This is a genomic window from Streptomyces sp. NRRL F-525 (assembly GCF_000716605.1).
GTDB lineage: Bacteria > Actinomycetota > Actinomycetes > Streptomycetales > Streptomycetaceae > Streptomyces.
In genome coordinates this window covers 30867-53870 of record NZ_JNXE01000001.1, presented here as the reverse complement: position 1 = coordinate 53870, position 23004 = coordinate 30867, and the positions used below count along the sequence as shown (strand labels likewise).

The following is a 23004-nucleotide window of genomic DNA, read 5'->3' as shown; positions in this document are numbered from 1 at the left end:
ATGACTGAAGAGACGCTCACCGAGACCCTGCCCCCGGTCCGGCCCTGGCCGGCCCTCGACCTGACCGGGGTGGACTTCGACCCGGTCCTCGCCAAACTGATGCGGGAGGGTCCGGTCAACCGGATCAAACTGCCCAACGGCGAGGGCTGGGCGTGGCTGGTCACCCGGCACGACGACGTGCGGATGGTCACCAACGATCCCCGCTTCAGCCGTGAGGCGGTGATGGACCAGCCGGTGACCCGGCTCGCCCCGCACTTCATCCCGGCGCGCGGCGCGGTCGGCTTCCTCGACCCTCCGGACCACACCCGGCTACGGCGCTCGGTGGCCCCGGCGTTCACGGCGCGCGGGGTGGAGCGGGTGCGGGAGCAATCCCGGCTGCTGCTCGACGAGTTGGTCGACGAGCTGCTGGAGAACGGGCCGCCCGCGGACCTCACCGAGACTGTGCTGAGCCCCTTCCCCATCGCGGTGATCTGCGAGCTGATGGGCGTACCGGCCGCCGACCGGCACGGCATGCACACCTGGACCCAGCTCATCCTGTCCTCCTCGCACGGCGCCAAGGTCAGCGAGAAGGCGAAGCAGGAGATGGGCGCGTACTTCGGCGATCTGATCGGGCTGCGGGAGGGCAGCGACGGCGAGGACGTCGCCTCGCTGCTCGGTGCCGCCGTGGGCCGGGAGGAGATCACGCTGGAGGAGGCGGTCGGGCTCGCGGTGCTGCTGCAGATCGGCGGCGAGGCGGTCACCAACAACAGCGGGCAGATGTTCTACCTGCTGCTGACCCGCCCCGATCTCGTCGAACGGCTGCGCGCGGAACCGGAGTTGAGGCCCCAGGCCATCGACGAGCTGCTGCGCTACATCCCGCACCGCAACGCGGTCGGGCTGTCCCGGATCGCCATGGAGGACGTGGAGATCCGCGGCGTGCGGATGCGGGCGGGCGACCCGGTGTACGTGTCGTACCTGGCCGCGAACCGGGACCCGGACGTGTTCCCGGACCCCGAGAAGATCGACTTCACGCGCAGCCCGAACCCGCATGTGTCCTTCGGTTTCGGCCCGCACTTCTGTCCCGGCAACATGCTGGCGCGGCTGGAGTCCGAGCTGCTGGTGGACGCGCTGCTGGACCGGCTGCCGGGGCTGCGGCTCGCTGTACCGGCCGATCAAGTCCCGTTCAAGAAGGGCGCGTTGATCCGCGGGCCCGAGGCACTGCCCGTGACGTGGTGAGGTGCGGATGACGGCGACGGAGGGGCTGCTGGTGCCGCCCGGTCACGGCCGAGTCGTCCAGACGCCCGCGCAGCACGTGACGTTCAAGGTGACCGGCTCGCACTCCCGGACCGCGTCGACCTTCGAGGTGCTTGTGCCGCCGGGGTTCGATGTCGGGGCCCACGTGCACACCCGTAGCGAGGAGTTGTTCTACGTGCTCGAAGGCGAGCTGGATGTCCTCGCCTTCGAGCCGCGGGTCCGTACCCCGGACAACTGGCAGCGCTGGGAGTCGAGTTCGGGTTCCCGGGTGGTACGGGCGACTCCGGGGACGGTGATCGTTGTGCCGCCCGGGTGTCCGCACGCGTTCTCGAACCCTACGGAGACGGCGGCGAAGATGTTTTTCCAGGCGTCTCCGCCGCCGGATCATGAGCGGTATTTCGAGGAGCTGTTGGAGATTCTCGGGGGTGGGGGGCCGCCGGATCTTGCGGCTATCGAGGAGTTGCGGGGGCGCTATGACATCGAGCAGTTGACGCCCTTGAAACACCGGTAGTTGTTCGTCCACCGGCCGGTGGGGGCTGGTCGCGCAGTTCCCCGCGCCCCTTAAAAACACCGGTGCCTGAGGGGTCTTTTAGGGGCGCGGGGAACTGCGCGCTCAGCCCCCACCGGGCGCGCACCCGAAACTCAACGAATCGGCATCCCGGACAAGGTCCGAGCGATCACCAGCCGCTGAATCTCACTCGTGCCCTCGAAAATCGTGTAGATCGCGGCATCCCGGTGCATCCGCTCAACCGGATACTCACGGGTGTAGCCGTTGCCGCCCAGGATCTGAATGGCCTGGCCCGTCACCTTCTTCGCCGTCTCGCTCGCGAACAGCTTCGACATCGACCCCTCGGCCGCCGTGAACTGCTTGCCGTTGACGGCCATCCAGGACGCCCGCCACACCAGCAGCCGCGCCGCGTCGATGGACGTACGCATGTCGGCGAGCTGGAAGGCGACACCCTGGTTGTCGATGATCGGGCGGCCGAACTGCTCGCGGGTCATCGCGTAGTCGAGGGCGACCTCGTACGCGGCCCGGGCCGTGCCCACCGCCATCGCGCCGACAGCCGGGCGCGACGCCTCGAACGTCGCCATCGCCGCGTTCTTCACGCGCTCGCCGCCGCCGGCCTTCGCGCGCTCACGGGCGCGGGCGAGGCGCTCGTCCAGCTTCTCCTTGCCGCCGAGCAGGCAGGAACCGGGGATGCGCACGTCCTCCAGGACGACCTCGGCGGTGTGCGAGGCGCGGATGCCGTGCTTCTTGAATTTCTGGCCCTGGGAGAGGCCAGGCGTGCCCGACGGGACGATGAAGGAGGCGTGGCCCTTGGAGCCGAGGTCCGCGTCGACGACCGCGACGACGACGTGGACGTTGGCGATACCACCGTTGGTCGCCCAGGTCTTGGTGCCGTTGAGCACCCACTCGTCCTTGGCCTCGTCGTACACGGCACGCGTGCGCATGGAGGCCACGTCGGAGCCGGCGTCGGGCTCGGAGGAGCAGAAGGCGGCGACCTTCACGTCGTTGGCGTCGCCGTACATCTGGGGGATCCAGGTACCGATCTGCTCCTCGGTGCCGTTGGCGAGGACGCCGACCGCAGCGAGACCGGTGCCGACTATGGAGAGGGCTATGCCCGCGTCGCCCCAGAACAGCTCCTCCATGGCCATCGGGATGCCGAGGCCGGTGGGGTCGAAGTACTGCTGGGCGTAGAAGTCCAGGGAGTAGATGCCCACCTTCGCGGCCTCCTGGATGACCGGCCAGGGAGTTTCCTCACGCTCGTCCCATTCGGCGGCGGCGGGGCGGATGACGTCGGCGGCGAAGCCGTGCAGCCAGTCCCGCACCTCCTTCTGTTCGTCGTTGAGTTCCATGGTGAACTCGGCCATGACTCCTCCAGCAGCGCACTAGCATGTTACTTGCGGTAACGACAGAGTCTGTTACCGACGGGTAGGAAAAGTCAACTCCCGATGACCACTCGGCAGCCCGTTCGAGGCGTTGGGGCCGTTGAGTGTTAGTTTGCGCAGGCGTCACCGATTCAGCACGGGTGGGGAGAGACCATGGACACCACGCAGCGGACCGATCAACAGCGGTCCGCCGATCGCCGACGGCGCGAGTTGTTGGAGGCCGCGGACAGAGTGGTGCTGCGTGATGGTCCGCAGGCCTCGATGAACGCGATCGCCGCGGAAGCGGGTATTACGAAGCCGATTCTGTATCGGCACTTCGGGGACAAGGGTGGGCTGTACGCGGCCCTTGCGAAGCGGCATACGGATGCCCTGTTGTCGTCGTTGCGGGCGGCGTTGGATGCTCCGGCCGAGCGTCGGGAGCGGGTTGAGGCGACGCTCGACACGTATCTCGCCGCGATTGAGGCGCTTCCTCAGGTGTACCGGTTTCTGATGCATCCCGTTGAGGGTGGGCAGACCGCGGATCAGGGGTTCGACACGGGGAATCACTCGGTTCCGTTGCTGCGGCGGATGGGCGAGGAGTTGGCTCAGGTCATCGAGGAGCGGGTGGATCTGGGGCCCAACAGTCAGCAGTTGGCTCGGGTGTGGGGGCATGGGATTGTCGGGATGATGCACGCGGCCGGGGACTGGTGGCTGGGTGAACGGCCTTGTTCCCGGGCCGAGTTGGTGCGGAGTCTGGCTGATCTGTTGTGGGGGCGGTTGGCTGCCGCCGGGGACAAAGTGGGCGGTCCGGGGTTCTGACGGTCGTATTCAAAGTGCAGGTGCGTGGGGGCTGGTCGCGCAGTTCCCCGCGCCCCTAAAAGAACCTCGCTCGCCGGTGTGGAGAGGTGGTCGCGCCCGCGCGGCGGAGCCCCGTGCCCCAAAAGCCTTCGCTCACCGGTGCCATGACGCTCGGCCCACCTGTCTCATCAGGCGTTTGTGGCGCCAGCCCGTCACGCGGTCCGCGTACACCCGGCCCTCCACGTGGTCGTACTCGTGTTGCAGGCAGCGTGCGAACCAACCCGTGCCGTGGACGGTGATCGGGTCGCCGGTCGCCGTGAAGCCCTCGATGACCGCGTGGTCGTAGCGCTCCGTTCCCGCCTCCAGGCCCGGTAGGGAGAGGCAGCCTTCCGGGCCTCTCAGCACCACGCCGTCCGTCTCCACCAGGCGTGGGTTGACCACATGGCCGAGGTGGCGGGTCTCTTCGTCGTCGGGGCAGTCGTAGACGAACACCCGCAAGGGCTCGCCCACTTGGTTCGCGGCGAGGCCCACCCCCTGGGCCGCGTACATCGTCGCGAACAAGTCCTCTACGAGACGGGCCAGTTCCGGGCCGAAGTCTGTTACTTCTGCGCAGGAGGTGTGAAGCAGTGGGTCGCCGAGCAGGGTGAGGGGGCGGACTCGCCCGTGGGCGCCCGGGATGGAGCCGTATCGCATGGGCGCAAGGGTACGGTTCTCTACGGCGCACGCCCGCCGCGAGGGGTTCGCGGTGCCGCGGTTCGGGCACCGATAAGGATCTCGATAGGCTGAGGTCCACACCACGTTGCCGGAGGCAGAGGCGCGGCGCGTACGCAAGGAGGATCGAGAACTGATGGCAGGCAACTCGGACCCGCTCACGCCGCGGGCCAAGCTGGCCGTGACGGCGGGCAAGGCGGTCGCGGCGGCATCGCGTGCCGCGGGGCGGGGCAGCGGATCGGTGATCGGCGGCCGAGTGGCACTCAAACTCGACCCCGACCTGCTCGCCCGGCTCGCGCAGAGCCTGGACGTGACGCTCGTCTCGGCGACGAATGGGAAGACGACCACGACGCGGCTCATCGCCGAAGCTCTCGGCGCCGCCGGGCCCGTCGTCTCGAACGCGCTCGGCGCCAACATGCCCGCCGGCATCACCTCGGCGCTGGCCGGTGGCTCGGACGCGAAGTTCGGTGTCATCGAGGTCGACGAGAAGTACCTCGCCGGTGTCGCCCGCGACACCGACCCCAAGTGCATCGCGCTGCTCAACCTCTCCCGCGACCAGTTGGACCGCGCGGCCGAGACCCGCATGCTCGCGGAGAACTGGCGTGAGGGGCTGTCGGGTTCCAAGGCCGTCGTCGTCGCCAACGCCGACGACCCGTTGGTCGTGTGGGCTGCTTCCTCCTCCCCCAACGTGATCTGGGTCGCCGCCGGGCAGATGTGGAAGGACGACGCCTGGTCCTGCCCGTCCTGCGGTGGCGTGATGCAGCGGCCCGGCGATGACTGGTTCTGCGGCGAGTGCGGATTCCGTCGGCCTACGCCGAGTTGGGCGCTGTCCGGGGATCACGTCCTCGACCCGCACGGGTCCGCCTGGCCCATTCATCTTCAGCTGCCGGGGCGTGCCAACAAGGCCAATGCCGCCTCTTCGGCCGCGGTCGCCGCCGTCTTCGGGGTGCCGCCGCAGGTCGCCCTGGAGCGCATGTACCGGGTGCAGGCCGTGGCCGGACGCTATGACGTCGTCCAGTTCATGCAGCGCGACCTGCGGCTGCTGCTGGCGAAGAACCCGGCGGGCTGGCTCGAAACGTTCAGCCTGATCGATCCGCCGCCGACCCCGGTGATCCTCTCGGTGAACGCGCGGGGCGCCGACGGCACCGACACCTCGTGGCTGTGGGACGTCGACTACACCCGACTGACCGGCCACCCCATCTTCGTCGTGGGCGACCGCAAGCTGGACCTCGCGGTCCGCCTGGAAGTGGCCAACCAGCACTTCCAGGTCTGCGACAACCTCGACCAGGCCGTGCAGCTGGCCCCGCCCGGCCGCATCGAGGTCATCGCGAACTACACCGCGTTCCAGGACCTGCGCCGCCGCGTCGGCAACTGAGACTCAGAGGACGAATTGACCATGAGCGACAACCAGCTGCGTCTGGTGTGGATCTACCCGGACCTGCTGAGCACCTACGGCGACCAGGGCAACGCCCTTGTCGTGGAACGCCGGGCACGGCAGCGCGGCCTCGACGTGGCCCGGCTGGACGTACGCAGCGACCAGCCCATCCCGACCTCGGGCGACATCTACCTCATCGGTGGTGGCGAGGACCGTCCGCAGCGGCTCGCGGCGGAGCGCCTGCGCCGTGACGGCGGCCTGCACCGGGCCGTCGGCAACGGCGCGATCGTCTTCTCGGTGTGCGCCGGCTACCAGATCCTCGGCCACGAGTTCATCAACGACCTCGGCCAGCGCGAGCCCGGCCTCGGCCTGCTCGACGTGGTGTCGACGCGCGGCGAGGGCGAGCGGTGCGTCGGCGACGTCCTCGGCGACATCGACGCGCGCCTGGGCCTGCCCCAGCTGACCGGCTTCGAGAACCACCAGGGCGTCACCCATCTCGGCCCCACCGCCCGCCCGTTCGCACAGGTGCGGCTCGGCAAGGGCAACGGCACGGGCGACGGCACCGAGGGCGCGTACAACGACACGGTGTTCGGCACGTACATGCACGGGCCCGTGCTCGCCCGCAACCCGCTGATCGCGGACCTGCTGCTGAAGCTGGCCCTCGATGTGAACGCGCTGCCGCCGATCGACGACCGCTGGTACGAGGCGCTCCGCAACGAGCGCATCACCGCAGCTCAGCAGCCTGCCTGAACCGGGCGTCCATCTCCTCTTCGGACACCGGCAACCAGCCCGTCTGACGGCCCGTCCGCGCAGGTGAGCGGGGTCGTCCAGCAGGCGGACGCATGCTACGACCCCGCCCCCTCCTGCCGTTAGGGTGGCGGGGTTCGTACCGGACAACGTGGTCCGGTTTCGGCCCACGTTGAGAAGGTTCTTCGGGCTATGCGCATTGGTGTCCTCACGTCCGGCGGCGACTGCCCCGGCCTGAACGCCGTCATCCGGTCCGTCGTGCACCGCGCCGTCGTGGACCACGGCGACGAGGTCATCGGCTTCCGGGACGGCTGGAAAGGCCTCCTGGAGTGCGACTACCTCAAGCTCGACCTCGACGCGGTGAGCGGCATCCTTGCTCGCGGCGGCACCATCCTCGGCTCCTCCCGCGTCCAGCCCTCCCAGCTCCGGGACGGCGTCGAGCGGGCCAAGGGCCATGTCGAGGAGCTCGGCCTCGACGCGATCATCCCGATCGGCGGCGAGGGCACGCTCAAGGCGGCCAAGCTGATGTACGACGCCGGGCTCCCGGTCGTCGGCGTCCCCAAGACCATCGACAACGACATCGCGGTCACGGACGTCACCTTCGGCTTCGACACGGCCGTCGGTGTCGCGACGGAGGCCCTCGACCGGCTCAAGACGACCGCCGAGTCCCACCAGCGCGTGCTCGTCGTGGAGGTCATGGGCCGCCACACCGGCTGGATAGCGCTGCACTCCGGCATGGCGGCCGGCGCGCACGCCATCGTCGTGCCTGAACGGCCCTTCGACATCGAGGAGTTGGCCGCGCGGGTCGGCGAACGCTTCGAGGCGGGCAAGCGGTTTGCGATCGTGGTTGCCGCCGAGGGTGCCAAGCCTCGGGCCGGGTCCATGGACTTCGACGAGGGCAAGAAGGATGTCTACGGCCATGAGCGCTTCGCGGGGATCGCTCGGCAGCTGTCCATCGAGCTGGAGGAACGGCTCGGTAAGGAGGCGCGGCCGGTGATTCTTGGGCATGTGCAGCGTGGGGGTACGCCGACCGCGTATGACCGGGTGCTCGCTACTCGGTTTGGGTGGCATGCGGTGGAAGCCGCGCATCGGGGGGAGTTCGGGAAGATGACCGCGCTTCGGGGGACCGACATCGTGATGGTGTCGTTGGCGGATGCGGTGGAGACGTTGAAGACCGTGCCTGCTGATCGGTATGAAGAGGCTGAGTGCGTGCTCTGAACGCCGTGAGGTAGTTCGTCGGGTGCGGGCGCGTGGGGGCTGGTCGCGCAGTTCCCCGCGCCCCTCAGGGGGTTCCGCTGGCCCCGGTCGCAGAAGTGACCGGGGGCGGTTCTACTCTGGTGCGGACAGATGACCCACACCCCCACGAATCAGGAGCCGTTCGATGGATCACGGCGGGCACGGTATGACCATGGATCTGCCGCCGTTCACCTTTGCGCGCGGGCTTGAGTGGTCGGCCGACCCGTTTTTCCTGACCGCTTGCCTGCTCGGGCTCGGGCTGTACGGCTGGGGGGTCGTGCGGTTGCGGCGGCGGGGGGACTCGTGGCCTGTGGGGCGGACGATCTCTTTCGTCATCGGTGTGCTGACCATCGGGCTGGTGATGTGCACCAAGCTGAATGACTACGGAATGGTCATGTTCAGCGTGCACATGGTGCAGCACATGGTCATCAGCATGCTGACGCCGATCCTGTTGCTGCTCGGCGCTCCGATCACGCTGGCATTGCGCGCGCTGCCTCCGGCGGCCAGGGGGCACAAGGGGCCCCGCGAACTGCTGTTGATGTTTCTGCACAGCCGGTACATGAAGATCATCACGCATCCCGCGTTCACGATCCCGCTGTTCATCGCGAGCCTGTACGCGCTGTACTTCACGCCGATCTTCGATTTCCTGATGGGGTCGAAGACCGGGCACATCGCGATGATGGTGCACTTCCTCGCGGTGGGTGTGGTGTTCTTCTGGCCGATCATGGGCGTGGACCCCGGGCCGAATCGGCCGGGTTATCTGATGCGGATGCTGGAGCTGTTCGCCGGGATGCCGTTCCACGCGTTCTTCGGCATCGCGTTGATGATGGCGTCGGAGCCGATGGTCGAGACGTTCAAGAACCCGCCCGCCTCCCTCGGCATCGACGCGCTCTCCGATCAGAACGCGGCCGGTGGCATCGCCTGGGCGTTCAGCGAGGTCCCGTCCGTGCTGGTGCTGATCGCCCTGCTCTTCCAGTGGTACAGCTCGGAGCAGCGGCAGGCCAAGCGGCAGGACCGGGCCGCCGACCGGGACGGTGACAAGGAACTCGAGGCGTACAACGCCTATTTGGCCTCATTGAACACACGAAGCAATTGAACACATGCGGCAACTGAACGGGAATTTCGTTCAGTAGCATAAGCGCGATGGGGGAACCGCGGCCGGGGGGAGCGGTAGTGACATTTCGCGCTGTTGTGCAAAGGACCGGAATTCCGGTGATCCGCAGGATCGCCGTGCTGCTCGCGTGCGTCCTGGTCGTAAGTGGACTGAGTGGATGCGGCGGGGGCGCACATTTGTTCGCCGTGCAGGCGGTTGCCGCCCGAGTTCCATCGCTCGCGCCTTTCTTCGACGAGAAACACGGACTGGGGCAGGACGCCGCGGTGCGTTCGGTGCCCGTGCGGGGCAGCTTGCAGCAAGGGGACACTCCTGGGCTGTACGGGGGCACCACGAAGCCGACCATCTGTGACGTGGCGAAACTCAAGAGGTTTCTGACCGATCCCGCGAATCATCAGAAGGCCGTTGCCTGGTCGGGTGTGCTGGATATCACCACAGACCAGATACCGGACTATCTGGACCGGCTCACACCCGTACTCCTGCGTCACGACACTCTCGTACAGAACCACGACTACAAAAAGGGAAAGGCCACGCCCTACAACTCCCTTCTCCAGTCGGGAATCGCGATTCTCGTCGACGAGCAGGGGGAACCGGCCGCGAAGTGCTCGTGCGGAAATCCACTGCGCCCCTTCAAGGGCGACGCGAGCCGCATTTCCGTCAAGTTCGCGGACGGCAACAAGAAGTGGAGCGGATATCACGCGTCCTCGGTCGTGGCGGTGCGTCCGGCGCCGCGGCAGATGGAGGGGCTCGCCCTCGTCGATGTCGACGATCCCGGCACCGGCATCACGCGGCCGGTCGGCACGACGGGCAAGCACGACACCACCTTCGACACCCGGAAGCAGCACGCGGTGCCCGATCTCGCGGGGGCGACGTTCGGGGACGCGCGGCGGCAACTGGTGAGCAGGGGTCTGGCCGTGGGGTACGGCGGGAGTGCGGTGCCCTCCGACGATGCGCACGTCACGGCCAGCGATCCGCCCGCCGGGACCGAGCTGCGGTTCGGGGAGTACGTGACGTTGAGCGTGACCGGCGGGACGAATGGGGGCGCTACGTCCACTCCCCCGGGTCCGACGACCTCCGGGCCGACGCTGGCTCCGCCGACGTCCACGGCGCCGCCCTCGACATCCGCCCCAGCACCCTCCTCGCCCACGAGTGAACCCCCGTCGTCCAACCCACCGCCGTCCAGCAGTTCGCCTACGACCGGTTCGCCCTCGGTGGTGTCCCACTCGGCCCCGCCGAGCGCACCGGTCACCAGCAGCGCCCCGGTGACGAGTGCTCCCGTGACCACCAGCGCCTCCGCGACCGTCACGCCCACCACCGTCACCGCCACCGCCACCGCAACCGCAACCGAGACGTGACGCAGCCCGGGAAGGAGGAGGCCGGATGCCACAGGGATCGCCGACCTCGGGAGTGGGCCGGGTCATCGCAGGCCGCTATCTCCTGCTGAACCGGCTGGGCAGTGGCGGGATGGGACATGTGTGGCTCGCACATGACCAGCGGCTGGCCTGTGAAGTCGCGCTCAAGGAGATCGTGTTCAGCAACCCGGCCTCCGCAGACGCCGAGCGGGAGGCCCGGGTCGCGCGAGCCCGGGCCGAGGCACGGAACGCGGCAGGGCTGCGCGGGCACCCCCATGTGGTGACCGTCCATGACGTGCTGGAGCACGAGGGGCTGCCCTGGATCGTCATGGAGTACGTGGCGGACGCCGTGGACCTGCGCGACATGGTCGGCCGGTACGGCTCGCTGGCCCCCGCGGAGTGCGCCCGCATCGGACTCGCCGTACTCGACGCGCTGACCGCCGGACACCAGCGGGGCGTCATGCACCGGGACGTGAAACCGGCGAACATCCTGCTCGCGCCGGACCGCACCGGTTCGCCGTACGCCCGCGTCCTGCTCACGGACTACGGCATCTCGGTGCAGCCGGACGCCGGGGAGACGCGGTACACGCTGACGTCCGTGCTCGTCGGTACGGCGGGTTATCTGGCGCCGGAACGGGCCACGGGCGGGCCGCCGACCGCCGCCGCCGACCTGTTCTCGCTGGGCTGCACGCTGTACCACGCCGTCGAGGGCCACGGCCCCTTCGTCCGCGAGACCCCGCTCGCCGAGATCACCGCGGTGGTCATGGAGGACCCGCTGCCCCCGGTCCGCGCGGGCGCCCTGGCCCCGGTGCTCCACGCGATGCTGGAGAAGGATCCGCTACGACGGATTCCGGCGGCGGAGGCCGAGGTGGCCCTGGCGCGGATCGTCACGCCGCAGACGGACCCGGGGGTGGGAGCGGGGGCGGGATCTTATGCCCGGACGCAGACCGAGCTGGGTTCGCAGTCGCCGTGGGAGGGGCAACCCGCGTCGGCGCCACCCACCGCGGGGCCGCCTCCCACCGGTCGGCGCCGCCGCCCACGTCCCCGTTTCCGCCAGGCCGTCCTCGCGGGCCTGCTCGGGCTCGCTCTGGCCCTGGGCGGCGTCTGGTACGCCATGGCCCCCCAGCCCCCTGGCGACAACACGAGCGCGCAGCAGGACAGTTCGCCGTACGGCACAGCCATCGGGCTCTCCGCGCCCCTCAAGAACGGCGACTGCGTCACCGCCGACTGGCCCGGCGGGAAGCTCTTCCACGGGACGCCGAGGCTTTCCGTCGACCCCACCTGTCGGAACTCCGTGCCCGACGGGCAGGTGATGGCATTGGTCTCCACCGCGTCCGCGGGCGAGGCGCGCAAGGTCGGGGCGGACCGGTGTGCGCGGCGGACGCAGGAGGTGCGGGAGAAGCTCGCGGATGTGCGGGCGCTCGCGGTCGTACCGACCGACGCGGGTTTCGAGGCCGCCGGGCAGCGCACCGCTTGTCTGGTGCTGGGTGCGCACGGGCCGGTCTACGGGCCGCTCGGCAGCCGTCGCGCCCTCGGGTCGGCGTTCGCCGATACGTCGACCATGCAGAAGCGGGACTGTCTGGCCGTGCCCTCGGACCGGGCCGCGAGCCTGGTCTCCTGCGCGGACAAGCACGATCAGGAAGTCCTCGGGTTCACCCGGTTGGGCGCTGGCGTCACGCTGGCCCAGGCCCGTACGGAATCGGACGCCGCGTGTGCCCGGGACGTCCCTCCGGCCGACTACGGCTTCGATCCGTCGGTCTACGAGGCGGCCTCCTGGACGAGTCAGGGACCGTGGAAGTCGGGCACACATTTCGTCGTCTGCGCCGTTCGGAGGCAGAACGGGGGCACCATGGAGGGGGACGAACCATGAGGAGGGTGTTGCGATGCCCGGTTCCACGAAGACCATGGGGGTGATCACCGTCGGCGGTCTGGTGGTGGTGACGGCCTACACGGTGGCGCTCGGGAGTAACGGCTGGCTGTGGTTCGGCTGGGTCGTGCTCGGGCTGATCACCCTCGGGATGGTGGCCACGCGCAGCACCTGACGTCGACTACGGCTCACTCCGCCGGCTCGCCGAGTGCACGCCCGGCTGGTACTTCGGCAGCCGGGCGGTGATCTTCATGCCCGCTCCTACGGCGGTCTCGATGACGAGGCCGTAGTCGTCGCCGTAGACCTGGCGGAGCCGGTCGTCGACGTTGGACAGGCCGATGCCGCCCGAGGGGCTGACCTCGCCCGCGAGGATGCGGCGGAGCAGGTCGGGGTCCATGCCGGCGCCGTCGTCCTCGATGACGACGAGTGCCTCGGCGCCCGCGTCCTGCGCGGTGATGCTGATCCGGCTCTTGTCGGCCTTGCCCTCCAGGCCGTGCTTGACGGCGTTCTCGACGAGCGGCTGGAGGCAGAGGAACGGGAGCGCGACCGGCAGTACCTCGGGGGCGATCTGCAGGGTGACCGAGAGGCGCTCGCCGAAGCGGGCCCGCACGAGCGCCAAGTAGTGGTCGATGGCGTGGAGTTCGTCGGCGAGGGTGGTGAAGTCGCCGTGCCTGCGGAACGAGTAGCGGGTGAAGTCGGCGAATTCCAGGAGCAGTTCGCGGGCGCGCTCGGGGTCGGTGCGGACGAAGGACGCGATCACCGCGAGCGAGTTGAAGATGAAGTGCGGGGAGATCTGGGCCCGAAGTGCCTTGATCTCGGCCTCGATCAGGCGCGTGCGGGACTGGTCCAGGTCTGCCAGCTCAAGTTGTACGGAGACCCAGCGGGCCACCTCTCCAGCGGCTCGGACCAGGACCGCCGACTCGCGCGGTGCGCAGGCGACCAGCGCTCCGTGGACCCGGTCGTCGACGGTGAGCGGGGCGACCACCGCCCAGCGCAACGGGCAGTCGGGGGCGTCGCAGTTGAGCCGGAACGCCTCGCCCCGGCCGGTCTCCAGCGGGCCCGCGAGCCGTTCCATGATCTCGGCCCGGTGATGGTCGCCGACGCCGTCCCAGGCGAGGACCTGCTTCTGGTCGGTCAGACACAGCGCGTCCGTGCCGAGCAGCGTGCGCAGTCTGCGGGCCGAGCGGCGGGCCGTCTCCTCGGTGAGACCGGCGCGGAGTGGGGGCGCGGCGAGGGAGGCGGTGTGCAGGGTCTGGAAGGTGGCGTGTTCGACGGGGGTGCCGAGCCCGCCGAGGTTCTCGGGGCGTGCGGTGCGACGGCCGAGCCAGAACCCGGCGGCGAGCAGCGGGAGTACGGCGACGCAGAGGCCGGCCAGGAATCCGCTCATGCGGCCGCCTCCGTAAGGGAGTTGAGCGGCAGGGAGTTGGGCGATCCGCTCGCGGTGACGCCAGGACCGCCCGTGGGTGTCGTCACGCCTTCACCTCCGCCCGCAGCTCCTCCGGCAGATGGAACCGCGCCAGGATGGCCGCCGTTCCCGTCGGCACCCGCCCCGGCGTGGCCAGCGACACCAGCACCATCGTGAGGAACCCCAGCGGCACCGACCAGAGCGCGGGCCAGGCGAGCAGGGCGTGCAGGGGCCCGGTGCCGGGGAAGCCCGCCATGGTCGCGGCCACGGCGACGAACGCCGAGCCACCGCCGACCAGCATCCCGGCCGCCGCGCCGGGCGGGGTGAGCCGCGTCCACCAGATGCCGAGGACCAGCAACGGGCAGAAGGAGGAGGCCGATACGGCGAACGCGAGCCCCACGGCGTCGGCGACGGGCAGCCCGCCGACGACCACGCTCGCCACCAGCGGTACGGCCATGGCGAGGACCGTGCCGAGCCTGAAGTGCCGTACCCCGCGCGACGGGAGGACGTCCTGGGTGAGGACCCCGGCCACCGCCATGGTGAGTCCCGACGCGGTGGACAGGAACGCGGCGAAGGCGCCGCCCGCGACCAGCGCGCCGAGCAGATCGCCGCCGACGCCGCCGATCATGCGGTCGGGCAGCAGGAGTACGGCCGCGTCGGCGTCGCCGGTGAGGGTGAGTTCGGGGGTGTACAGGCGGCCGAGGGCGCCGTAGACGGGCGGGAGGAGGTAGAAGGCGCCGATCAGGCCGAGAACGGCGACCGTGGTGCGGCGGGCGGCGACGCCGTGCGGGCTGGTGTAGAAGCGGACGACGACGTGCGGCAGGCCCATGGTGCCGAGGAAGGTGGCGAGGATGAGGCCGTACGTCGCGTAGAGCGGGCGTTCCTCACGGCTGGCGGCGAGGGAGGTCGACATGCCGCCATTGGTGCCCCGGTCGGCTACGGGGACGGGGTCGCCCTTGGCGAAGGTGAGACGGGTGCCGCGCTCGATGTGGTGGGTGCCGGTGGGGAGTTGGAGTCTCGCGCCGTCGTGTGTGTGGCCGTCGACTTTGCCGGTGACCGTGACCGTGAGGGGGCGGTCGAGTCTGAGGTCGAGTGTCTCGTCGACCCGAACTGCCCGTTGTGCGCGGAACGTTGCCGGTTCCTCGAAGGCGTGCCGGGGTGCTCCGTCGCTCTGCCAGGCGAGGACCAGGAAGAGGGCGGGGACGAGCAGGGCGGTGAGCTTCAGCCAGTACTGGAAGGCCTGGACGAAGGTGATGCTGCGCATGCCGCCGGCCGCGACGGTGGCGACCACCACGACCGCCACGATCAGGCCGCCGAGCGAGTCGGGCGCGCCGGTGAGGACGGTCAATGTGAGCCCGGCGCCCTGGAGTTGGGGCAGGAGGTACAGCCAGCCGACGCCGACGACGAAGGCGCCCGCGAGGCGTCGTACGGCGTGCGAGGCGAGGCGGGCCTCGGCGAAGTCGGGGAGGGTGTAGGCGCCGGAGCGGCGGAGCGGGGCGGCGACGAACAGCAGTAGGACGAGGTATCCGGCCGTGTAGCCGACCGGGTACCAGAGCATGTCCGGGCCCTGGACCAGGACCAGTCCCGCGATGCCCAGGAACGAGGCCGCGGAGAGGTATTCGCCGCTGATGGCGGCCGCGTTGAGGCGGGGGCCGACGGTGCGGGAGGCGACGTAGAAGTCGGAGGTGGTGCGGGAGATGCGCAGGCCGAAGGCGCCGACGAGGACCGTGACCACGACGACGAGGGCCACCGCCGGTACGGCGTAACTGGAGTTCACCCGGCTCAGCGGTCCTCGACGAGGCGGACGAAGTCGCGTTCGTTGCGTTCGGCGCGGCGCACGTACCAGAGGGCGAGGAGGACGAGCGGGGCGTAGAGGCAGAAGCCGAGGATCAGCCATTCGAGGCGGTGGGAATCCGGGGTCGCCGCGAAGACGAGGGGCAGGGGGCCGACCAGGAGGACGAGGACCGCGAACACCGTGAGGGCGGCGCGGAGTTGGGTGCGCATGAGGGAGCGGACGTAGGTGTGGCCGAGGGTGGTCTGTTCGTCGATCTCGGTGCGGGGGCGGGAGTAGCCGGAGGCGCGGCGGGTGCGGCGGGGCGGGCCGGTGACAACTACCCTGCGTTCGCTGGGGTCCTGAGGCATCGTCAGGACCTCCGCATCAGCAGGTCCCGCAGTTCGCGGGTGTGGCGGCGGCTGACCTGGAGTTCCTCGCCGCCGACCAGGACGCTCACCGTGCCCGCGTCCAGGCGGAGTTCGCCGATGTGGCGCAGGGCGACGAGGTGGCGGCGGTGGATGCGGACGAAGCCCCGGGCGCGCCAGCGGTCCTCCAGGGTGGACACCGGGATGCGGACGAGGTGGCTGCCCCGGTCGGTGTGCAGGCGGGCGTAGTCGCCCTGCGCCTCGACGTGGGTGATGTCGTCGACGGCCACGAACCGGGTGACACCGCCGAGTTCGACGGCGATGTGGTCGGGGTCGGGTTCGTGCACGGGTATCCGCGGTGCGGAGCCGCCGAGTTCGGCGGCCCGGCGTACCGCTTCCGCGAGCCGTTCCTTGCGGACGGGCTTCAGCACATAGTCAACTGCCTTGAGATCGAAGGCCTGTACGGCGAAGTCCTCGTGCGCGGTGACGAACACGACGAGCGGCGGCTGCGCGAAACCCGTCAACAGCCGTGCCATGTCGAGCCCGTCGAGGCCGGGCATCTGGATGTCGAGGAACACGACATCGATCGCCTCCGGGCCGTCCGGGCCTGATTCCAGGGCCCTGTTGATACGGCGCAGCGCCTCGGTCGCGTCGCCCGCGCCCTCCGCGCTGCCGATGCGTGGATCGGCGTTGAGCAGGTAGAGCAACTCCTCCAGCGAGGGGCGTTCGTCGTCGACGGCGAGGGCGCGCAGCATGAAGGTGGAGTGTAGGAGTAATTCGTACGGCTGGACATGTACCGGGCGTGGACGTTCGCGCTGGATACAGTGCCGACATGAACAGCAGGACCACCCCGTTCGACGAACTCGACCGGAAGATCATCACCGCGTTGATGGCGAACGCCAGGACCAGCTTCGCCGAGATCGGCGCGGCGATCGGACTGTCCGCGACGGCGGTGAAGCGGCGCGTGGACCGGCTGCGGGAGACGGGGGTGATCACCGGGTTCACGGCGACGGTGCAGCCGTCCGCGCTCGGCTGGCGCACGGAGGCGTACGTGGAGGTGTACTGCGAGGGCGCCGCGCCCCCCAGGCGGCTCGCGGAGGTGGTGCGCAACCATCCGGAGATCACCGCGGCGATGACGGTGACCGGTGGCGCGGACGCGCTGCTGCATGTGCGGGCGACCGATGTGGACCACTTCGAGGAGGTCCTGGAGCGCATCCGGCAGGAGCCGTTCATCCGGAAGACGATCAGCGTGATGGTGCTGTCCCACCTCCTCCCGGAAAGCCCGGAAGCGGGCGCCACCCATCCGGCGCCGGGAGACGCATCAGACGTGCGTTGAGGGCACGAAAGACGCAGCGTTCCTGCGTAGACACGCAGCGCTCATCGCTTGTCGGGCGTATAGGTCGTTTCCTACCGTGGTGTCAACCCCAGTCGTCATCACAGGAAGCGGAGGGACCCCTCTGTGCCCGACACCCGTGTGCGGCGCCGGCGGCGCTTTCTCGTCTGCGAACCCAGACACTTCGCCGTGCAGTACGCGATCAACCCCTGGATGCATCCCGATGCCCAGGTGGACGTCGATCTCGCCCAGGAGCAGTGGCGGACGCTGATCGACACCTACCGGTCCCACGGCCACACCGTCGACACGGTGGCGCCGGTGGCCGGTCTCCCGGACATGGTCTTCGCCGCGAACTCGGCGGTCGTCGTCGACGGCCGCGTCTTCGGCTCCCTCTTCCACGCGCCGGAGCGGCGCCCCGAGTCGGACCACTACGACCTGTGGTTCAAGGCCGCGGGCTACGACGTCCACCGCCCCGAGTCCGTGAGCGAGGGCGAGGGCGACCTGATCCCGACCGGCCGTTACGTCCTGGCCGGCACCGGTTTCCGTACGACCCGCGAGGCCCATCGCGAGGTGCAGGAGTTCTTCGGCGTCCCGGTGATCAGCCTGACGCTGGTGGACCCGTACTTCTACCACCTCGACACGGCGCTGTTCGTCCTGGACGAGGACAACGTCTGCTACTACCCGGAGGCGTTCTCGCCCGGCAGCCGCGAGGTGCTCGCGCGGCTGTACCCGGAGGCGGTGCTCGCCACCCGCGAGGACGCGATGACGTTCGGCCTCAACTCCGTCTCCGACGGCCTGCACGTCTTCATCGCGCCCCAGGCCGAGGCGCTGGCCTCGCGCCTCGCCGAACGCGGCTACGTCCCCGTCCCCGTCGACCTGTCGGAGTTCCACAAAGCCGGCGGCGGCATCAAGTGCTGCACCCAGGAGATCCGCTCATGACCGCACCCGCCAGCGCCCGTACGTCCGCCGACCTCATCCGCGCCGAGGAGCCGGTCCTCGCGCACAACTACCACCCGCTGCCCGTGGTCGTCGCCCGCGCCGAGGGCACCTGGGTGGAGGACGTCGAGGGCCGCCGCTACCTCGACATGCTCGCGGGCTACTCGGCCCTCAACTTCGGCCACCGCCACCCGGCGTTGATCGAGGCCGCCCACCGCCAGCTCGACCAGCTCACCCTCACCTCCCGCGCCTTCCACAACGACAAGCTCGCCGAATTCGCCGAGCGGCTCGCGGAGTTGACCGGGCTCGACATGGTGCTGCCGATGAACACCGGCGCGGAGGCGGTCGAGAGCGGCATCAAGGTGGCCCGCAAATGGGCCTACGACGTGAAGGGCGTCCCCTCCGACAAGGCCACCATCGTCGTCGCGGCGGAGAACTTCCACGGCCGTACCACGACGATCGTCAGCTTCTCCACCGACGAGACGGCGCGGGCGGGCTTCGGTCCCTTCACGCCGGGCTTCCGGATCGTGCCGTACAACGACCTCGCGGCGCTGGAGGCGGCGGTCGACGAGACCACGGCGGCGGTGCTGATCGAGCCCATTCAGGGCGAGGCCGGGGTGATCATCCCGGACGCGGGTTATCTGGCCGGTGTGCGTGAACTCACCACCCGCAAGGGCTGCTTGTTCATCGCGGACGAGATCCAGTCGGGCCTCGGCCGCACGGGCCGCACTCTCGCGGTCGAGCACGAGGGTGTCGTCCCGGACGTCCTGCTGCTCGGCAAGGCGCTCGGCGGCGGGATCGTGCCGGTGTCTGCGGTCGTCGCGCGCCGAGAGGTGCTCCGGGTACTGCACCCGGGCGAGCACGGTTCGACGTTCGGCGGCAACCCGCTCGCCGCCGCGGTCGGCACGGCGGTCGTCGAGCTGCTGGAGACCGGTGAATTCCAGCGCAGGGCAACGGAGTTGGGCATGATCCTGCGGGACGGCCTGACCGAGCTGGTCGGCAAGGGTGTGGTCGGCTTCCGCGCGCGGGGCCTGTGGGCGGGCGTCGACGTCGACCCGGCGATCGGCACGGGGCGCGAGATCAGCGAACGCCTCATGCGCGAGGGCGTGTTGGCCAAGGACACGCACGGCTCGACGATTCGACTGGCGCCGCCGCTGACCATTACGGCGGATGAACTCCGGTCGGCGATCGGCTCGTTGGAGAGGGTGCTGACGCAGGGGGCGTGAGCCCTCGCGAGTTGTCGGGGCCGGCTGGACCGACGGACGGGGGTGGGGAGTCGGTCCGGCCAGGCCCGCAGGAAGGTGCCGACGCGGGGCGTGAGGTGTGGGGGGTGAGATGGATCGACGCTCGGAGGCCCGACCATCCCACCCCCACGGACGCGGGTAACTCCCGGACGGGAGAGGCTACTTGCCCGTCGCGCCGTGCTCCGCGGGAGTACCCGTGCCGGTGCCGCTGTCGGCCAGGGCGGCCTGGGCGAGGAGGCGGCGGGCCAGGTCGCGGGCCTCGGCCACGGTGAGGGAGGCCCAGAGTCCGGGCTCGCCGCGCACGACCGGGCCCACGTCCAACGTGACCCGGCTGATCGGCCGTTCCGGGATCGCCAACAGCAGTCGCTTCACCGCGACCTGTCGGCCGCACGTGGTCACCAACGGCGCTTCACCTGACGGCGGGAGCGGCTCCTGCCCTGACCGATTCATCTCCTTCACGACCCTTCTCTGAGTACCCGGCGAGGTATCAGGAGCAGCGCCGAAGGGGGCCGGGTTGTTCCCGGGCGCCGGCTCCGCCACCCGTTTGGGCCGACGGCGACGCGTGGTCGTACCGCTGCTTCGCCGGGCGCCGCCGCGTTCCACCGGCCACGTCCTGATTCCGGGCCGACCGGTCCAGGACGAAGGCGACGGGCACCGCGGCGAACCACGTGCCCCGCATTTGCAGCAGCGCCGGCCTCCGTCCCATCGCGCCCTCCTCCACTCCCACCAGAAACCCCCGCGCCACCGATACGACCGCCGCTCCCCCCTACCCCGACCGACGTCGACCCGCCCCGCCCCGCCGTAGCCCACCGTGCACGCCAGCGCAGCTCACCGTGGCCGTCACAGGACGTCCGGTGAACCCCGGGCGAATTCTCGCCCGCCCTCCGGTCAGGACCGGGTCAAGGGACGCGGTGCGGGCCGTGGCGCCCTCATAAGATCGCTGGTACCGCCACCTTTCGTACGACTCCCCACTGGAGGCCCGGCGTGCCCGAAACCGCGCGCGGCGCCGAAGCCGATGCCCAGGCCGAGCCCGGTCCGATACCGGACCCGGAACTGAGCCCGCCCACGCCCGAACCCCGCACCGTCCGCCGCCGCACCGCGCTGCTCGCGGCCGGTGCCCTGGTCGTCGTGGCGGCTGTGGGAGCCGGAGTGGTCGCGGCCCGCGGCTCCGGCTCGGGCGGGAAGGCCGCCGCTGCCGCCGACGGGCTCCCGCACACCACCGTCGAGGTCGCGACCTCCGGGTGCGGGAGTGGCTGGACGCATCCGCAGGCCGGGCACCAGGTCTTCGAGCTGCACAACACGTCCAGCACGGCCGCCGAGGTCTATCTCACCGACGTGCAGACCGGTGCCGTCTACGGCGAGGTCGAGGGGCTGGCTCCGGGGACCGTCCGGCCGCTCGGGGTGACCTTGGGGAACGGGTCGTACGCCTTCAAGTGTCTGCCCGACGACGCGGACGCCGTGACCGGGCCCACCGTGCGGATCACCGGCTCGAAGGTGAAGAGCGGGCCCGCCGCCGTGCCCATCACGCAGCAGGAACTCATCCCGCCGACGCTCGCCTACCAGAAGTGGATTCAGGGCCAGACCGTCGAACTCGCCCAGAAGACCGACGTGTTGCGTGCCGCCGTCGATCGGGGCGACCTCGCCGCCGCCCGTAAGGCCTGGCTGCCCGCGCATCTCGTCTACGAGCGGATGGGCGCCGCCTACGGCACGTTCGGCGACTCCGACGGGGCGATCAACGGCACCACGGCAGGGCTCGCGGGCGGGGTGCACGACGCCGGGTTCACCGGGTTCCACCGGGTCGAGTACGGGTTGTGGCACGGCGAGTCGGCGAGCGGGCTGCGCGGTCCCGCCGATCAACTCGCCAAGGACGTGCACGCGTTGGAGAGCAGCTGGCCCTCCCAGCGGATGGATCCGGCCGACACCGGGCTGCGCGCGCACGAGATCCTGGAGAACACCGTGCAGTTCGAGCTGACCGGCCGCACCGACTACGGCAGCGGGACCAATCTGGCCACCGCCCGTGCCAACCTCGACGGCACCCGCGTACTACTCGGTTATCTGCGCCCGCTGTTGAAGACGCGGGACACGGGGTTCGCCGAACTGGGCGACTGGATGGACCGGGCGCAGCACACCCTGGACGGCCTCGACCACTCCGGGAAGTGGACGCCGTTGACCCAACTCACCCGTCCGCAAAGGGAGAAGGTCGACGCCGACCTCGGTGGACTGGTGGAGCGGCTGGCCGACGTGGCCGCCCTCACGGACGTACGGAGGACCGCGTGAAGCGCGTGAACGAGGTGGGCCGCCGGGGTTTCCTGGCGAGTGCGGCGGCCGTGGCCGGTGCGGGTCTTGTAGCCGCCGATCGCGGTGCGGCCGTAGCCGCGGGGGAGACCTCCGCGAGCGTGCCCTTCCATGGCCTCCATCAGGCCGGGATCGTCACCCCCGCCCAGCGCGCCACCGCGTTCGTGTCCTTCGACACCACCGCCGCCGACCGCTCCGAACTCACCGATCTGCTGCGGACGTTGACCGACCGGGCCCGTTTCCTCACCACCGGCGGCAGCCCGGAGGACCTGGGCATCACCGCCCCGCCCTCCGACTCGGGCACCCTCGGCCCGGACCTCCCCGCCGACCGGCTGAGCGTCACCGTCGGCGTCGGGGCCTCGCTCTTCGACGACCGCTACGGGCTGGCGAAGCTCACGCCCCGCCGGCTGACCACGATGCCGTCGTTCCCGGACGACGATCTCAACTCCGCCTGGTGTCACGGCGATCTGAGCGTGCAGTTCTGCGCCGACAGTTCGGACACCGTGCTGCACGCGCTGCGCGATGTCACCCGGCACACCCGCGGCGGCCTCCAAGTGCGGTGGCGCACCGACGGGTTCATCAGTCCGCCGCGCCCCTCGGGCACCCCGCGCAACCACCTGGGGTTCAAGGACGGCATCTCCAACCCCGAGGTGACCGACGCCCGCGCGATGAACGACCTTGTGTGGGTGGGCAGTAGCAGTGGCGAGCCCGACTGGGCGACCGGCGGCAGCTATCAAGTCGTACGGCTGATACGGATGTTGGTGGAGTTCTGGGACCGGGTCTCCATCACCGAGCAGGAGCGGATGTTCGGCCGCGCCCGGGACACCGGAGCCCCCCTGGACGGGCACCACGAGAAGGACACGCCCAACTTCGCGCAGGACCCGCAGGGCGATGTGATCCCGCTCGACAGCCACATCCGGCTGGCCAACCCGCGCTCCACGCAGAGTGCCGATCAGCGCATCCTGCGCCGGGGCTACAACTACGACCGGGGCATGGACAGCAACGGCAACCTCGACATGGGTCTGCTGTTCTGCTGCTACCAGCAGGACCTGGCCCGGCAGTTCGAGAATGTGCAGAAGCGGCTGGCCGGTGAACCGCTGGTCGACTACATCTCGCCGTACGGCGGCGGGTACTTCTTCGCGCTGCCCGGTGTGCGGGACGGGTCCGACTGGCTGGGCCGCTCCCTGCTGACCTGAGAGCAGGGTCAAGAACAGGCCAACAGACCATGAGAATTTCCTGACCGGGCGTTCGCTCCCACGTCATTGCCGCTCCCCCGCCCCGCCGTCACCATTGCCCAGGCTACGGCGGTAGGTGCCACGGCCATGGACGGTGTGGCAGCAGAACCACTGCTCC

23 protein-coding genes are annotated in these 23004 nt (G+C 70.0%); 15 read left to right on the top strand and 8 right to left on the bottom strand.

Annotated features, from left to right (window positions below):
* Window positions 1-1215 carry a cytochrome P450 gene (locus tag OO69_RS00265; protein WP_033278260.1) on the top strand — a complete coding sequence of 405 codons (1215 nt, stop codon included), beginning with the start codon at window positions 1-3 and terminating at the stop codon, window positions 1213-1215.
* 7 nt (window positions 1216-1222) lie between these two features.
* Window positions 1223-1744: a cupin domain-containing protein gene (locus tag OO69_RS00260; protein WP_033278730.1), complete on the top strand. Its 522-nt coding sequence runs from the start codon at window positions 1223-1225 to the stop codon at window positions 1742-1744.
* A gap of 131 nt (window positions 1745-1875) precedes the next feature.
* On the opposite strand, the gene OO69_RS00255 is transcribed toward OO69_RS00260, so the two are convergent.
* Window positions 1876-3105, bottom strand: coding sequence for an acyl-CoA dehydrogenase family protein (locus OO69_RS00255; RefSeq protein ID WP_033278259.1), 1230 nt, complete (start codon window positions 3103-3105; stop codon window positions 1876-1878).
* Window positions 3106-3276: 171 nt separating this feature from the next.
* Here OO69_RS00255 and OO69_RS00250 point away from each other — a divergent pair, with 171 nt between their 5' ends.
* Entirely contained in the window at window positions 3277-3921 is a 645-nt protein-coding gene (locus OO69_RS00250) for a TetR family transcriptional regulator (protein ID WP_019070916.1), read from the top strand.
* 132 nt (window positions 3922-4053) lie between these two features.
* Here OO69_RS00250 and def read toward each other — a convergent pair whose 3' ends face one another.
* Window positions 4054-4593 (bottom strand): peptide deformylase, encoded by a 540-nt coding sequence (gene def / locus OO69_RS00245; RefSeq protein ID WP_033278258.1) that lies wholly within the window; start codon window positions 4591-4593, stop codon window positions 4054-4056.
* Between the two features lie 154 nt (window positions 4594-4747).
* Here def and OO69_RS00240 point away from each other — a divergent pair, with 154 nt between their 5' ends.
* From OO69_RS00240 to OO69_RS51155, 7 genes are all read left to right on the top strand, one after another.
* The gene (locus tag OO69_RS00240) at window positions 4748-5986 is read left to right on the top strand and encodes a Mur ligase family protein (RefSeq protein WP_033278257.1); all 1239 of its coding nucleotides are present in this window, start codon (window positions 4748-4750) and stop codon (window positions 5984-5986) included.
* Between the two features lie 21 nt (window positions 5987-6007).
* Window positions 6008-6736 (top strand): type 1 glutamine amidotransferase, encoded by a 729-nt coding sequence (locus OO69_RS00235; protein ID WP_033278256.1) that lies wholly within the window; start codon window positions 6008-6010, stop codon window positions 6734-6736.
* Between the two features lie 189 nt (window positions 6737-6925).
* The gene (locus OO69_RS00230) at window positions 6926-7951 is read left to right on the top strand and encodes a 6-phosphofructokinase (protein WP_033278255.1); all 1026 of its coding nucleotides are present in this window, start codon (window positions 6926-6928) and stop codon (window positions 7949-7951) included.
* A gap of 163 nt (window positions 7952-8114) precedes the next feature.
* Window positions 8115-9065, top strand: a complete 951-nt coding sequence (locus OO69_RS00225; RefSeq protein ID WP_033278254.1) for a cytochrome c oxidase assembly protein — start codon at window positions 8115-8117, stop codon at window positions 9063-9065.
* Between the two features lie 47 nt (window positions 9066-9112).
* Window positions 9113-10435, top strand: coding sequence for a PASTA domain-containing protein (locus OO69_RS00220; RefSeq protein ID WP_324604522.1), 1323 nt, complete (start codon window positions 9113-9115; stop codon window positions 10433-10435).
* Window positions 10436-10460: 25 nt separating this feature from the next.
* The gene (locus OO69_RS00215; protein ID WP_033278252.1) at window positions 10461-12302 is read left to right on the top strand and encodes a serine/threonine-protein kinase; all 1842 of its coding nucleotides are present in this window, start codon (window positions 10461-10463) and stop codon (window positions 12300-12302) included.
* Between the two features lie 13 nt (window positions 12303-12315).
* Window positions 12316-12474 (top strand): hypothetical protein, encoded by a 159-nt coding sequence (locus OO69_RS51155; RefSeq protein WP_019070924.1) that lies wholly within the window; start codon window positions 12316-12318, stop codon window positions 12472-12474.
* A gap of 6 nt (window positions 12475-12480) precedes the next feature.
* Here OO69_RS51155 and OO69_RS00205 read toward each other — a convergent pair whose 3' ends face one another.
* From OO69_RS00205 to OO69_RS00190, 4 genes are all read right to left on the bottom strand, one after another.
* On the bottom strand, window positions 12481-13686 hold the full coding sequence (locus OO69_RS00205) for a sensor histidine kinase (protein ID WP_033278251.1): 1206 nt from the start codon (window positions 13684-13686) through the stop codon (window positions 12481-12483).
* Between the two features lie 82 nt (window positions 13687-13768).
* Window positions 13769-15481: a cation acetate symporter gene (locus tag OO69_RS00200; RefSeq protein WP_033278250.1), complete on the bottom strand. Its 1713-nt coding sequence runs from the start codon at window positions 15479-15481 to the stop codon at window positions 13769-13771.
* A 5-nt stretch (window positions 15482-15486) separates the two neighbouring features.
* Entirely contained in the window at window positions 15487-15846 is a 360-nt protein-coding gene (locus OO69_RS00195) for a hypothetical protein (RefSeq protein WP_033278249.1), read from the bottom strand.
* Between the two features lie 2 nt (window positions 15847-15848).
* The gene (locus OO69_RS00190) at window positions 15849-16598 is read right to left on the bottom strand and encodes a LytR/AlgR family response regulator transcription factor (protein ID WP_033278248.1); all 750 of its coding nucleotides are present in this window, start codon (window positions 16596-16598) and stop codon (window positions 15849-15851) included.
* A 77-nt stretch (window positions 16599-16675) separates the two neighbouring features.
* Here OO69_RS00190 and OO69_RS00185 point away from each other — a divergent pair, with 77 nt between their 5' ends.
* The 3 genes from OO69_RS00185 (at window position 16676) to rocD (ending at window position 19338) form a co-directional block, all read left to right on the top strand.
* Window positions 16676-17179: an Lrp/AsnC family transcriptional regulator gene (locus OO69_RS00185; RefSeq protein ID WP_033278247.1), complete on the top strand. Its 504-nt coding sequence runs from the start codon at window positions 16676-16678 to the stop codon at window positions 17177-17179.
* A gap of 123 nt (window positions 17180-17302) precedes the next feature.
* Window positions 17303-18115, top strand: coding sequence for a dimethylargininase (ddaH, locus tag OO69_RS00180; RefSeq protein ID WP_033278246.1), 813 nt, complete (start codon window positions 17303-17305; stop codon window positions 18113-18115).
* Window positions 18112-19338: an ornithine--oxo-acid transaminase gene (gene rocD, locus OO69_RS00175; RefSeq protein ID WP_033278245.1), complete on the top strand. Its 1227-nt coding sequence runs from the start codon at window positions 18112-18114 to the stop codon at window positions 19336-19338. The genes ddaH and rocD overlap by 4 nt, the downstream gene beginning before the upstream one ends.
* 177 nt (window positions 19339-19515) lie before the next feature.
* Here the strand turns inward: rocD and OO69_RS00170 are convergent, their stop codons facing one another.
* Together OO69_RS00170 and OO69_RS00165 are read right to left on the bottom strand one after the other, a co-directional pair.
* The gene (locus OO69_RS00170) at window positions 19516-19755 is read right to left on the bottom strand and encodes a hypothetical protein (RefSeq protein WP_051800695.1); all 240 of its coding nucleotides are present in this window, start codon (window positions 19753-19755) and stop codon (window positions 19516-19518) included.
* Between the two features lie 88 nt (window positions 19756-19843).
* Window positions 19844-20062 carry a hypothetical protein gene (locus OO69_RS00165; RefSeq protein WP_158713341.1) on the bottom strand — a complete coding sequence of 73 codons (219 nt, stop codon included), beginning with the start codon at window positions 20060-20062 and terminating at the stop codon, window positions 19844-19846.
* 278 nt (window positions 20063-20340) lie between these two features.
* Here OO69_RS00165 and OO69_RS00160 point away from each other — a divergent pair, with 278 nt between their 5' ends.
* Together OO69_RS00160 and efeB are read left to right on the top strand one after the other, a co-directional pair.
* Window positions 20341-21633: an EfeM/EfeO family lipoprotein gene (locus OO69_RS00160; protein WP_033278243.1), complete on the top strand. Its 1293-nt coding sequence runs from the start codon at window positions 20341-20343 to the stop codon at window positions 21631-21633.
* Complete coding sequence (gene efeB, locus OO69_RS00155; protein WP_033278242.1) at window positions 21630-22847, top strand: iron uptake transporter deferrochelatase/peroxidase subunit; 1218 nt, start codon at window positions 21630-21632, stop codon at window positions 22845-22847. The genes OO69_RS00160 and efeB overlap by 4 nt, the downstream gene beginning before the upstream one ends.
* Window positions 22848-23004: the final 157 nt, after the last annotated feature.